Source organism: Buttiauxella sp. AC038 (genome assembly GCF_979253565.1).
In genome coordinates, this window is the sequence record NZ_CEEDCQ010000001.1 from 347,326 (window position 1) to 361,510 (window position 14,185).

Sequence of the window (14,185 nt, forward strand, 5' to 3'; positions counted from 1 at the left end):
ATATGAACGCACCCTTTTCCTATGCTTCACCAACGCTCAGTATTGAGGCTCTAAAGCACTCAATCGCCTATAAACTGATGTTTACGGTGGGCAAAGATCCTGCCATTGCGAACAAACATGAGTGGCTAAACGCCACGTTGTTTGCGGTTCGTGACAGGTTGGTAGAGCGCTGGCTGCGTTCTAACCGTGCTCAGCTATCCCAGGAAGTTCGCCAGGTTTACTATCTGTCGATGGAGTTTTTGATTGGCCGCACGCTCTCCAACGCACTGCTGTCATTGGGTATTTATGATGACGTCAAAAATGCGCTGGAAGAAATGGGGCTGGATCTTGAAGAGTTGATTGACGAAGAGAACGACCCCGGCCTCGGCAATGGCGGGCTCGGTCGTCTCGCCGCCTGTTTCCTCGATTCATTAGCAACACTGGGCTTGCCTGGCCGTGGTTACGGCATTCGCTACGATTACGGTATGTTTAAACAAAATATCGTTGATGGCCGCCAGAAAGAGTCGCCGGATTACTGGCTCGAGTACGGTAACCCGTGGGAGTTCAAGCGCCACAACACACGCTACAAAGTGCGCTTTGGTGGGCGCGTACAGCTTGAAGCCAAAAAATTCCGTTGGGTAGAAACTGAAGAAATTCTTGCGGTCGCGTATGACCAGATAATCCCTGGCTACGATACCGATGCAACAAACACGCTGCGTTTGTGGAATGCGCAAGCCAGTAGCGAAATCAACCTGGGTAAGTTTAACCAGGGCGATTATTTCGCAGCGGTAGAAGATAAAAACCATTCGGAAAACGTCTCGCGCGTGCTCTACCCGGATGACTCGACCTATTCAGGCCGCGAACTGCGTCTGCGTCAGGAGTATTTCCTGGTGTCGTCAACGGTGCAGGACATTCTCAGCCGTCATTTCCAGCTCCATAAAACCTATGACAATCTGGCGGATAAAATCGCCATTCACCTCAACGACACACATCCGGTATTAGCGATTCCTGAGCTGATGCGTTTGTTAATCGACGAGCATAAGTTCAGCTGGGAAGATGCGTTTGAAGTTTGCTGCCAGGCATTCTCCTATACCAACCACACTCTGATGAGCGAGGCGCTGGAAACCTGGCCGGTAGATATGCTGGGCAAAATTCTGCCGCGCCATTTGCAGATAATCTTCGAGATTAACGACTACTTCCTGAAAACTTTGCAGGAGCAGCATCCAAACGATACCGCTCTGCTGGGGCGCACTTCGATTATTGATGAATCCAATGGCCGTAAAGTGCGTATGGCGTGGCTTGCAGTGGTAGTAAGTCACAAAGTGAATGGCGTTTCTGAACTGCACTCCAACCTGATGGTTCAGTCGTTATTTGCTGATTTTGCTGCCATCTTCCCGATGCGTTTTTGTAATAAAACCAATGGCGTAACACCGCGTCGCTGGCTGGCTTTGGCTAACCCACCGCTTTCAGAAGTGCTGGATGAAAATATTGGCCGCACCTGGCGTACCGATCTCAGCCAGTTGAATGACCTGAAACAGCATATTGATTACCCAACGGTGCATCAGGATGTGCGTAAGGCGAAGCTTGCCAACAAGAAGCGTCTGGCAAGTTACATCGGCCAGCAGCTCAACGTGGTGGTGAATCCGAATGCGCTGTTTGATGTGCAAATCAAACGTATTCACGAGTACAAACGCCAGCTGATGAATGTGCTGCACGTGATTACACGCTATAACCGCATTAAGGCAGATCCGACAGCCGATTGGGTGCCGCGCGTGAATATCTTCGCCGGTAAAGCGGCGTCAGCGTATTACATGGCAAAACACATCATTCACCTCATCAATGATGTGGCGACGGTGATCAACAACGATCCGGTGGTGAAAGACCGCCTGAAAGTGGTGTTTATCCCGAACTACAGCGTGAGCCTTGCGCAGATCATTATTCCGGCGGCGGATCTCTCCGAGCAGATCTCTCTGGCGGGAACCGAGGCATCCGGCACCAGTAATATGAAGTTTGGCCTGAACGGCGCGCTGACCATCGGCACGCTGGATGGGGCAAACGTCGAAATGCTGGAGCATGTGGGGGCGGATAATATCTTTATCTTTGGTAATACGGCGGAAGAGGTTGAAACGCTGCGGCGTAAAGGCTATCAGCCGCGCGAATATTATGAAAAAGATGAAGAACTGCACCAGGTGCTGACGCAAATCGGCACGGGCACGTTTAGTCCTGGCGAACCGACGCGCTACCGCGACCTGCTGGACTCACTGATTAACTTTGGTGACCACTATCAGGTGCTGGCAGATTACCGCAGCTATGTGGATTGCCAGGATAGGGTAGATGAGCTGTATCGCCAGCCGGAAGAGTGGACGATCCGCACGATGCACAATATTGCCAACATGGGGTATTTCTCATCCGACAGGACGATTCAGGAATACGCCGATGAGATTTGGCATATTAAGCCGGTGAGATTGTAATTATTCCCCTCACCCTCACCCTCAGGGAGAGGGTGAGGGTTGTTCCACGCAAAACAATCTCAGCATAACTCCAGTTGCACATTGTTCTCAGCAATCACCTGCATCACGCCCGCAGGCGGCATCACATCGGTGTAAACCGCATCAACCAGGCCAATACTACCCAGATTCACCATCGCATTACGGCCGAATTTAGAGTGATCGACAACCAGCATCACGCAGCGAGAGTTTTCAATGATGGCGCGTTTGGTGCGAACTTCGTGGTAATCAAACTCCAGCAGCGAACCGTCACCGTCGATGCCACTAATCCCCAGAATGCCGAAATCCAGTCTGAACTGAGAGATAAAATCGAGCGTCGCTTCCCCGATAATTCCACCATCACGGCTGCGTAATTCGCCCCCGGCGAGAATAATGCGGAAGTCCTCTTTAACCTTCAGCGTGTTCGCCACGTTCAGGTTATTGGTGACTATGCGCAAATTGCTGTGATTCAACAACGCATGCGCGACGGCTTCCGGCGTGGTGCCGATATCAATAAACAGCGTGGCACCGTTAGGGATCTGACTGGCGACCTTCTGGGCGATACGCTCTTTTTCCGCTGTCTGAGTCGCTTTACGGTCATGCCACGGCGTATTCACCGAACTTGAAGGCAGTGCTGCGCCACCGTGATGGCGCATGATCAGATTCTGCTCGGCGAGATCGTTCAGATCACGGCGAATGGTTTGTGGACTGACTTCAAACTGTTCGACTAGCTCTTCGGTGCTGACATAGCCTTGTTTTTTTACCAGTTCGACAATCGCATCATGACGTTGTGTTTGCTTCACGCTGTTTTATTCTCCTGAAATGCTATGTTCGTTTTCGCGCATGCATTGTATCAACCAGCGCCATCGCAAGCCCAACAACCAGGCCGGTAATATGCGCGGCGTTGGCGATCGACATTCCTAAAACATCGAAAAATCCTATCACAATCCACAATACCGCAAAGCCTAACAGGCCGCGCTGCATATAGATGCCGCTGTCCGGGTCGCGTTCGCCGCGCAGCCAGACATAACCCATCAGCGCGTAAACCACACCGGACAAACCACCAAACAACGGGCCGCCAAATTTAGCCTGTACGAAACCGCTCAATAAAGCTGAAATCAACGTTAATGTGATGAGTTTTCCGCTGCCGAGGCGCTTTTCCACCGGGCCGCCGAGATACCACCACCACAGTAAGTTAAACGCGATATGCATAATAGAAAAGTGCATCAAAGCATGGCTGAAATAGCGCCACAATTCATAGTGCAAACTGTCTTTGTACGGCCACGCTAACCAGACCATAACCGCACGGTCGCCCATCACTTGCATCATCAGGTAGACCAGCACACAGGCGGCCATGATCACCATTGTGAAGGGGCCAGCTTTCTGCGTAATCGTGGCGAGGAACGGATAGCGTTGATACTGCAAGCCGCTGCCAGTGTGGCCGGTATTCCAGCTTGCTGCCAGATAACGTGAATCACCAGGATTGGCGAGGAATTGTTCAAGCTCAGCACGAACGCGCGACTCCTGGCTGTCATTAGCCAACCAGATATCGCTTTGTTCATGCCGTTGAATCGTGAGGATAATCCCCTGCGTCGCCATATAGTCGACAAATGCCTGCGCGACTCGCGGGTTGGCAAACGAGGTAATCATGATCATAAGGTTTCAGTTAAATCCATACAAAAGAAATGAGTATACCCGTCATACTTCAAACTGCATCTTTGTTGGCTGCACTCATTCACCCAAATCACTTACTAAAGTAAGCTCATCGGGATTCATTCCCTTGCCGCCTTGATGCAGTTCGAATTATTTAGGGTAAGGCAGTCGCACAACAATTTAAGACGCGCCGTGTTCGACTTCAGCCGGGAAATGACGATGCCATGCGTCAAAACCACCATCGACGCTGTACACCTGATCGTATCCTTGTTGCAGCAAATACTGCGCCGCACCTTTACTGCTGTTGCCGTGATAGCACATCACCATGACAGGGGTTTCAAAATCGGTTTGCTGCATAAAAGCGACAAGGCGGTCGTTAGTCAGATGGAACGCGCCCGGCGTATGGCCCATCGCAAAGCTTTGTGGATCGCGGATATCCACTAACACAGCGTGTTTTTGCTGCAACTTCTGGTGCGCTTCTTCCACACCAATACACTCAAAAGTTTCCATGGTTTTGCTCGTCATTTTATTGAATTGCCTTGCGCTATATTAAGGGAATCTGCCCTCTGGCCGCTGATATACCCGTCGCCTTTCAAGTTGCAGGGTTGTTGGCTGCCCTCATTCACCCGAATCACTTACTACAGTAAGCTCATCGGGATTCATTCGTTTGCCGCCTACCTGCATCTTGAAGTAGCTCGAGTATATTAACGTCATTATGTTATCCATATCACGCAGTAATGTTTTTTTTCGTTACAAACCGCGCGTACTCTTGCTAGTATGAGCGATAACGAACATATTTGAACTTTAACGAAAGCGTGTGAGGGCAACATGGAAACTAAAGATCTGATTGTGATTGGCGGAGGAATTAACGGGGCAGGTATCGCCGCTGACGCCGCAGGCCGTGGTTTATCCGTGTTGATGCTTGAAGCGCAGGATCTGGCCAGTGCCACATCATCGAATAGCTCGAAATTGATTCATGGTGGCCTGCGCTACCTGGAGCATTATGAGTTTCGCCTGGTGAGTGAAGCATTAGCCGAGCGCGAAGTGCTGCTCAATATGGCACCGCATATTGCCTTCCCGATGCGCTTTCGTTTGCCACATCGCCCGCATCTGCGCCCGGCGTGGATGATTCGAATTGGCCTGTTTATGTACGACCATTTGGGTAAACGTACCAGTTTACCTGCGTCCACCAGTTTGCGTTTTGGCGCAGATTCTGTCCTGAAACCTAATATTGTGCGCGGTTTCGAATATTCTGACTGTTGGGTAGACGATGCCCGCCTGGTGTTAGCGAACGCGCAGATGGTGACGCGTGAAGGTGGCGAAGTGAAAACCCGCACCCGTGCCACTAGTGCTCGCCGTGAAAACGGCCACTGGATTGTCGAAGCGCAGGACATTGATACTGGCGAAACCTTTACCTGGCGCGCTCGTGGCCTGGTCAATGCTACCGGCCCTTGGGTGAAGAACTTCTTTGACGATGGCCTCCAGTTGCCTTCGCCATATGGCATCCGCCTGATCAAAGGCAGCCATATCGTCGTGCCACGCGTGCACAACCAGAAGCAGGCTTACATTCTGCAAAACGAAGATAAGCGCATTGTGTTTGTGATCCCGTGGATGGATGAGTTTTCGATTATTGGCACCACCGATGTTGAATATAAGGGCGACCCGAAAGATGTTCACATCGATGACAATGAAATTAATTACCTGCTGAATGCGTATAACGCGCACTTTAAAAAGACACTGAGCCGCGAGGACATTGTCTGGACATACTCTGGCGTGCGACCGCTGTGTGATGATGAGTCTGATTCACCGCAAGCTATTACGCGTGACTACACGCTTGATATCCATGACGAGCAGGGTAAAGCCCCACTGTTGTCTGTGTTTGGCGGTAAGCTCACCACGTATCGTAAACTTGCGGAACACGCGCTGGAGAAGCTGAAAGGTTATTACCCGAAAATGGGGCCAGCATGGACCAAAGGCTGCACATTGCCGGGTGGCGATATCAATGGCGACCGTGATGATTACGCCGCGCAGTTGCGCCGCCGTTACCCGTTCCTGACCGAAAGCCTGGCACGCCGTTACTCACGTACTTACGGTAGCAACAGTGATTTGATTCTGGGCAGAGCTACCAGCATCAGTGATTTAGGTGAAGATTTCGGGCATGAGTTTTATGAGGCCGAATTGCGTTACTTGGTTGAGCATGAGTGGGTGCGTGGCGTTGATGATGCCATCTGGCGTCGTACCAAATTGGGTATGTGGTTAAGCGAAGAACAACAGGCGCGAGTGGCACAGTGGCTGGGAAAGCGGGGCGCTAAGGCGAAGTTATCGCTGGCGTCTTAAAACTAGCGGTGGATGACGCTTGCGTTTATCCACCCTACAACCACCTTTCCTATAGTGCGGATAAGCATTAGCTTCATCCGCTAGTTTTATTTCAGAAAGTTAAACCCCGTAACCCATCATCTTCAATAACTTCTGCGCATGCTGCACCGCATCCTGGCGGTGTGCGACACCCAGTTTCTGATACAAATTACGAATGTGCGTTTTAATCGTCGTGGCCGCAACATCCAGCTCGCCGGCGATTTGCTCATTGCTATAGCCTGAATAAATCAACCCTAAAACCTGCCATTCGCGCTGAGTCAGTGGACTGGTACGAATAAGCTCCGGCACTTCAGGGTGCGTCAGTAAACGGTTAACAAAGTTCTCATCAAAATGGGCGAACTTATGGCGGTGATGCTGGTTAATTTCACGCAAAATGCGCTGCGCGCGGTGTTGATCCAGCTCAGGCAGTGTGTTGAGTTGAATTAACTGGCGCAACTGCTGCGCCATGGCTTCGCCTTCAATCACAAAATGGCTGATAAACCCGGTGCGGTTAGCCAGCGCCAGCGCTTCGAGCAACACACGTTGTGCATCGCTTTTACGCCCGGCCTGCCAGTAAAGCTGGTTTAGCAGTAACAGGTTGCGGTTAAGGTCGCTCATCAGGCGCAGGCTGCGCGCATTTTCGTTTAACTCTTCGAGCACCATTTCGGCGGGTTCGAATTCACTCAGCAAAATTTGCGCGCGAGCGATGTTACGCCACTGGCTTTGTAGGAAATGGTTGTTGGCGAATTCTGGTTTCGGCGTCAGGCGTAGCCAATTGGCAGCAGATTTTTTATCGCCCGTCATTTGCCAGTAAATCACCCGCACTTTGTCGGCGTTGGAAACCCAGTCGCTATGGAATGCACCATTGCCCAGCAAGTTTTCAAGTCGGTTCAGGTGATTACGCGCATTGTCCAGGTCGCCTCGTGCCAATGAACATTGCACTAACAACGCCATGCACTGTAATTGCTGTTGTGGCTGATAGCCTGAAAGCACTTCCAGACCCATGCGTGTGGTTGCTTCAGCTTCATCCAGGCGCGACCACGCCCAAAGCAATTGCGCGCGAATACGCAATAAAAACTCATGCAGTGGGAGCTGCTCAAGATGCTGCTCTTCAATAAGCGCAAAGGCTTTCTCTTGCGATTCCCAGGCAGACTGAAGGAAGCCTTGTGCCAGTAAGATTTCGCTCTGCTGACATAAGCCCCATAACGCGTAATGCCACATATCGTGGCGGCGTGCCATTTGTTCAGTTTGCTGCATTACCGACAGCGATTTGGTCAGCTCGCCTTTGCAGTGCAGCACTTCGCCGTGAACTGAAGTTGCGACAATGCGGCTGTAGAAACTAGCCAGCGGCAGCATGTCGAGAGCAATCATTGCGAGGCGTTCTGCTTCTTCAGGGTTACCGTCATTAATGGCAACCTGGGCGCGCAAGGCATTAAATTCGCCGTGCATGACATCATCCATCACGACATTCATTTCTTGTTCAGCACGCGCCAGAAGAGTGTTCACTTCGCTGTAGCGATGTTGGCTTTGCATCAGCCACGCCTGAAGCAAAACAAGTTTTGGGTTTTCCAGCAGGCTTTCCCACGGTAGTGCTTTTAACGACTCTTCCAGCAATGTGAGTTCGCTGTGATTAAACAGTGCCCAGGCATGATGCAGCAAGATGTCGCGCAGCAGGGTGGCGTCGCCTGCGGCAAGGGCATGGTGAATAGCTTCGCTTGGGAAACCCTGCGCCATCCAGCTTTCTGCGGCGGCGCGATGAATATCCGGAAGTTCTGTCGCCAGTTCCCACTGGCAACGCTGGCGCAGGAAATTGCCAAACAGCGGATGGAAACGGAACCATTCGCCGCTGTCATCCATGCGTTGGATAAACAATCCTTGCCGCTCAGTCTCTTCAAGGCGCATCTGGCCGTTTTCTTCGCCCGTGACGCGCACAATCAATGCATCGTTCATCGAACGCAGGACTGAGCTACGCAGCAGGAAGTTACGCGTTTGCGCATCGACATTATCCAGCACTTCATCGGCCAGATAGTCGGATAAGTGGCTGGCATTAATGCCCGAAAGACGACGCGCAGAGTGATGCGCCGATGAGTTGCTGTTTTGGCGTGCGGAAAGCGCAATTAATTGCAGCGCGGTTGCCCAGCCCGCAACATCATCACACAAGCTGTTGCTGTCGGTATGTTCTAGTGGAGAATTGAGCCGATGGTCAAAGAATTGCTTCGCTTCCGGATGGGTAAACGCGAGTTGCTGGCTACCAATTTCAAGCAGCTGATCGCGCACGCGTAAATTGGCGATACCCAGCTGTGGCAAATTGCGCGACAACACGACCAGCGTCATATTTTCTGGCTGGTGGCGAATGAAAAAGCGCATAGCTTCATGAATTACAGGGTTAGTAATGAGATGGTAATCATCAATCACTAAAAATAGTGGGCGATGCCATTCCACCATTTCAATAAAGAGCTGTGCGAATAATGCTGTCAGGCTTGAGTATTGGCGTTTTTGCACCATCACTTCGCTGGTCACACAATGACCAGATGTTGCTTGTTGAATAGCCGCTATCAAATAGCTGGCGAATCTTTCTTGTTGGTTATCACCCTCATCCAGAGAGTACCAACCTAGCTCATTTTTCCCTGCCGCCCACTGAGAAATCAGTGTGGTTTTCCCATAACCCGCCGGGCTGGTTATTAGCGCCAGCCGATAGTTATTAGCGGTCGATAATTTCATCAACAGCCGGTCGCGGACCACTGTATTTTCCAGACGAACTGGACGACTTAATTTGGAGGGGATCAGCATGGTCAATCACTTCACTGTGTATGAGATATGCACGAATGCGATTTTTTTCACGCTTCGTAATTAATACTAACTACAAGGTCGACCAGATTAAGGCTTATTGCAAGATTGTTAAGGGTTTCAGACGTTGTAAGTTGCACTTTGTCACAAATCTATTGATTAGATGAATCCATTCGAGGCGTAGAGTTGGTCGAAGCAAAAATTCAGTGCTGGTGGGCATTCTGCCAGCAAGCACCTACCGTTAAGTGGCGGCGATCACATTTTTAGCTACTCCCCGCTACTCCTCCCTCCCTAATCCCCCTCAGGAGGAGGAATAAGCCCAGGCCACCCGGCACACTAACGGGTAATGAAATTAGAACATCACAGGACCCGAGCCCCTATGTCACAGACGACCTTCAATAAAGCACAATTTCAGGCTGCACTGACACGTCAGTGGCAGCGTTACGGACTTCACTCTGCTTCCGAAATGACCCAGCAACAATGGTGGCATGCGGTGAGTGGTGCGCTGGCCGAATTGCTGGCAGCGCAGCCTGTTGCGAAACCTGAGAAGCAGCAGCGCCACGTAAACTACATCTCGATGGAGTTTTTGATTGGTCGTCTGACGGGCAACAACTTGCTGAACCTTGGCTGGTATCAGGAAGTGGCGGATGAGCTGAAAGCGTTTGATATCAACCTGACTGATTTGCTGGAGGAAGAGACCGACCCTGCGCTAGGCAATGGTGGCCTGGGACGTCTTGCTGCGTGTTTCCTGGACTCTATGGCAACGGTTGGCCAGTCTGCGATTGGTTACGGTCTGAATTATCAATATGGCCTGTTCCGCCAGTCCTTCCAGGATGGACGTCAGATGGAAGCGCCTGACGACTGGAAACGTGGCAGCTACCCGTGGTTCCAGCATAACGCAGCGCTCGATGTACAAGTGGGCGTTGGCGGTAAAGTGATTAAAGACGGCAAAACCGTGCGTTGGGAACCGGCGTTTATCTTCCATGGCGAAGCCTGGGATCTGCCAGTTATTGGTTACCGTAACGGTGTGGCGCAACCACTGCGTTTGTGGCAGGCAAAACACGCGCATCCGTTTGACCTCACCAAATTCAACGACGGCGATTTCCTGAAAGCAGAACAGCAGGGCATCGACGCTGAAAAACTGACTAAAGTGCTTTACCCGAACGACAACCACCTGAACGGCAAGAAACTGCGCCTGATGCAGCAGTATTTCCAGTGCGCTTGTTCAGTGGGCGATATTTTACGTCGCCACCATCTTGCGGGCCGCAAGCTTAAAGAACTTGCTGATTACGAAGTGATTCAGCTGAACGACACCCACCCGACTATCGCGATTCCAGAGCTGCTGCGTGTGCTTATCGACGAGCACCAGATGAGCTGGGACGACGCATGGGCCATCACCAGCAGAACCTTCGCTTACACCAACCACACTTTGATGCCTGAAGCGCTGGAGTGCTGGGGCGAGAAGCTGGTGAAAGCGCTGTTGCCGCGTCATATGCAGATTATCAATGAGATCAACGCACGCTTTAAGAAGTTGGTTACTAAAACCTGGCCGGGCGACGAGGCTGTCTGGGCGAAACTGGCCGTTGTGCACGACAAACAAGTTCGCATGGCGAACATGTGTGTTGTCAGTGGCTTCGCCGTGAATGGCGTTGCGGCGCTACACTCAGATTTAGTGGTCAAAGATCTGTTCCCGGAATATCACCAGCTATGGCCGAACAAATTCCATAACGTCACCAACGGCATTACACCGCGCCGCTGGATCAAACAGTGCAACCCGGCGCTGGCAGCTCTGCTTGATAAGAAACTCAAGAAAGAGTGGGCCAACGATCTGGATGTGCTGGAAGGCCTGGAAAAATACGCCGATGACGCGAAATTCCGCAAAGAATACCGCGACATCAAATACCAGAACAAAGTGAAGCTGGCGGCATTTGTGAAAGCGCGTACTGGCATTGTGATAAGCCCGGATGCGTTGTTCGACGTGCAAATCAAACGCCTGCACGAATACAAACGCCAGCACCTGAACCTGCTGCATATCCTGGCGCAGTACAAAGAAATTCGTGAGAACCCAACAGCCGCCCGCGTGCCGCGTGTGTATCTGTTTGGCGCGAAAGCGGCACCGGGTTACTACCTCGCCAAAAATATTATCTTCGCGATCAACAAAGTCGCCCACGCCATCAATAACGATCCGATCGTTGGCGATCAGCTGAAAGTGGTATTCCTGCCTGACTACTGCGTTTCTGCGGCGGAAGTGATGATCCCGGCGGCGGATATTTCTGAACAAATATCTACCGCAGGTAAAGAAGCATCCGGTACCGGCAATATGAAACTGGCACTCAACGGTGCACTGACCGTTGGCACGCTGGATGGTGCGAACGTCGAAATCGCCGAGAAAGTGGGTGAGGAAAACATCTTTATCTTTGGCCACACCGTCGAAGAAGTGAAAGCGCTCAAAGCCAAAGGCTACGACCCGGTGAAATGGCGTAAGAAAGATAAAACGCTGGATGCGGTGCTCAAAGAGCTGGAGAAGGGCATTTATGCCGATGGCGATAAACATGCGTTCGACCAGATGCTGCACAGCATCGGTAAACAAGGCGGCGACCCGTATTTAGTGATGGCAGATTTCACCGCATACGCAGAAGCGCAAAAACTGGCGGATGCACTGTATCTCGACCAGGAAGCCTGGACGCGCGCCGCCATTCTTAACACGGCTCGTTGCGGCATGTTCAGCTCCGATCGCTCTATCCGTGATTATCAGCAACGTATCTGGCAGGCAAAACGCTAAGGGAACGCATGGACAGCAAACGTCTTGATAACGCCGCCCTTGAGGCGGGAATTAGCCCAAACTACATTAACGCCCATGGCAAACCGCAGGCTATTCCTGCGGATACCAAGCAGCGTTTGCTGGAAGCCATGAGCCGTACCACCACCTTGAAAAAGGTGGCACTGACGCCAGTGGCAAATGTGCTGGTGTTTACTTCCGGCACTCGCATGGCGACGGTGCTGGAAGGCAACGGTGATTACAGCTGGCAGTTGACGACCGAAGAAGGTAAGCAGCATAAAGGCCATGCACTGGCAGGCAAAAAACTGACTCTGCCTGCCGCGCTGGCGGAAGGCTACCACGACCTGACGGTCAGCCAGAATGAACACCACTGGCAGTGCCGCGTGATTGTTGCGCCAAAACGCTGCTATGAACCTGCGGCACTGATGCAGGATGAAAAACTGTGGGGCGCGTGCGTTCAACTTTATACCTTACGTTCCGCACATAACTGGGGAATTGGCGATTTCGGCGATTTACAGCGCATGCTGGTGGATGTCGCAAAACGGGGCGGGGCATTTATTGGCCTGAACCCAATCCACGCGCTGTATCCGGCAAACCCGGAAAGCGCCAGCCCGTATAGCCCGTCGTCACGCCGTTGGTTGAATGTGATTTATATCGACGTGAATGCAGTCGATGATTTCTTGCTCAGTGATGAAGCGCAAGACTGGTGGAAAATGCCGGTCACGCAGCAAATGCTGAATGAAGCCCGTGATGCGCAATGGGTGGATTATTCCACCGTGACCGTGCTGAAGATGGCTGCTCTGCGCATGGCGTGGAAGCAGTTTTCGCGGCGCGGTGCGCGTGATGAACAAGTAGTCGCATTCCAGAAGTTTGTGCAGGAAGGTGGTGATAGCCTCTATTACCAGGCCGCTTTCGATGCGCTGCACGCATACCAGGTAAAAGAAGATGAAATGCGTTGGGGCTGGCCGGTATGGCCGGAAGGTTTCCGCGACGCGCATAATCCTGAAGTAAAAGAGTTCTGCACCGAACACAGTGACGAAGTGAATTTCTATCTGTGGCTGCAATACCTGGCCTACGTTCAGTTCGATGCATGCTGGCAAACCAGCCAGGGCTTTAAAATGCCAATCGGCCTGTATCGCGACTTAGCGGTAGGTGTTGCCGAAGGCGGTTCTGAAACCTGGTGTGACCGCGAGCTTTACTGCTTGAAAGCCTCGGTGGGTGCCCCGCCGGATATTCTCGGTCCGCTCGGCCAGAACTGGGGTTTACCACCGATGGACCCGCATGTGATTACGGCGCGTGCCTATCAGCCATTTATCGAGCTGCTGCGCGCCAATATGACCAGCTGCGGTGCATTGCGTATTGACCACGTGATGTCGATGCTGCGTTTGTGGTGGATCCCTTACGGTGAAACCGCAGATAAAGGCGCATATGTGCATTACCCGGTCGACGATCTTCTGTCGATCCTCGCGCTGGAAAGTAAACGTCATAATTGCATGGTGATCGGTGAAGATCTGGGTACTGTGCCGGTTGAGATCGTCGGTAAGCTGCGCGACAGCGGGGTTTACTCGTATAAAGTGCTCTATTTCGAGCATGACGACGAAAAGCAGTTCCGCTCGCCAAAAGCGTGGCCGAAGCAGTCAATGGCGGTTGCTACGACTCACGATTTACCGACGCTGCGTGGTTACTGGGAAAGCGGTGATTTGACGCTGGGTAAAACGCTTGGGCTTTATCCAGACGACGAGATGTTGACTGAGTTGTATAAGGATCGTGAACGGGCGAAACAAGGTTTGCTGGATGGGTTGCATAAATATGGTTGCCTGCCAAAACGCGCCGGACACAAGGCTTCAATGATGGCGATGACATCAACGCTTAATCGTGGAATGCAGCGCTACATCGCCGATAGCAACAGTGCGTTACTGGGCCTGCAGCCGGAGGATTGGTTGGGTATGGCGGAGCCGGTGAATATTCCAGGCACCAGCTATCAATATAAGAACTGGCGTCGCAAGTTATCGACTTCGCTTGAGGCGATATTCGCCGATGAAGAAGTGAATAAGTTGCTAAAGGATTTGGATAAGCGACGTAAGAAGAGATAAACAAAACCCCGCGATGCGGGGTTTTTTATTCGTATTTTGTAGGTCGGATTAGC

8 protein-coding genes are annotated in these 14,185 nt (G+C 51.7%); 4 read left to right on the forward strand and 4 right to left on the reverse strand.

Annotated elements, in window-relative coordinates:
- Positions 1-2 precede the first annotated feature (2 nt).
- Positions 3-2,450 (forward strand): glycogen phosphorylase, encoded by a 2,448-nt coding sequence (gene glgP / locus AC0IXI_RS01625; protein WP_064514373.1) that lies wholly within the window; start codon positions 3-5, stop codon positions 2,448-2,450.
- A 59-nt stretch (positions 2,451-2,509) separates the two neighbouring features.
- Here glgP and AC0IXI_RS01630 read toward each other — a convergent pair whose 3' ends face one another.
- The 3 genes from AC0IXI_RS01630 to glpE all read right to left on the reverse strand — a co-directional run bounded on the left by AC0IXI_RS01630 (position 2,510) and on the right by glpE (position 4,628).
- Entirely contained in the window at positions 2,510-3,268 is a 759-nt protein-coding gene (locus AC0IXI_RS01630) for a DeoR/GlpR family transcriptional regulator (RefSeq protein WP_310606703.1), read from the reverse strand.
- 22 nt (positions 3,269-3,290) lie between these two features.
- A complete protein-coding gene (gene glpG, locus AC0IXI_RS01635; protein ID WP_413499537.1) occupies positions 3,291-4,121 on the reverse strand; it encodes a rhomboid family intramembrane serine protease GlpG in 831 nt (276 codons plus the stop codon).
- A gap of 177 nt (positions 4,122-4,298) precedes the next feature.
- The gene (glpE, locus tag AC0IXI_RS01640) at positions 4,299-4,628 is read right to left on the reverse strand and encodes a thiosulfate sulfurtransferase GlpE (RefSeq protein ID WP_134186019.1); all 330 of its coding nucleotides are present in this window, start codon (positions 4,626-4,628) and stop codon (positions 4,299-4,301) included.
- A gap of 318 nt (positions 4,629-4,946) precedes the next feature.
- Between glpE and glpD the strand changes: the two genes are divergently transcribed.
- Positions 4,947-6,455, forward strand: a complete 1,509-nt coding sequence (glpD, locus tag AC0IXI_RS01645; protein WP_064514367.1) for a glycerol-3-phosphate dehydrogenase — start codon at positions 4,947-4,949, stop codon at positions 6,453-6,455.
- A 99-nt stretch (positions 6,456-6,554) separates the two neighbouring features.
- Here glpD and malT read toward each other — a convergent pair whose 3' ends face one another.
- Positions 6,555-9,263, reverse strand: a complete 2,709-nt coding sequence (malT, locus tag AC0IXI_RS01650) for an HTH-type transcriptional regulator MalT (protein WP_064514365.1) — start codon at positions 9,261-9,263, stop codon at positions 6,555-6,557.
- 376 nt (positions 9,264-9,639) lie between these two features.
- Here malT and malP point away from each other — a divergent pair, with 376 nt between their 5' ends.
- Together malP and malQ are read left to right on the forward strand one after the other, a co-directional pair.
- Positions 9,640-12,042 carry a maltodextrin phosphorylase gene (gene malP / locus AC0IXI_RS01655; protein WP_471681856.1) on the forward strand — a complete coding sequence of 801 codons (2,403 nt, stop codon included), beginning with the start codon at positions 9,640-9,642 and terminating at the stop codon, positions 12,040-12,042.
- An 8-nt stretch (positions 12,043-12,050) separates the two neighbouring features.
- A complete protein-coding gene (malQ, locus tag AC0IXI_RS01660; RefSeq protein WP_471681857.1) occupies positions 12,051-14,132 on the forward strand; it encodes a 4-alpha-glucanotransferase in 2,082 nt (693 codons plus the stop codon).
- The last annotated feature ends 53 nt before the right edge of the window (positions 14,133-14,185 follow it).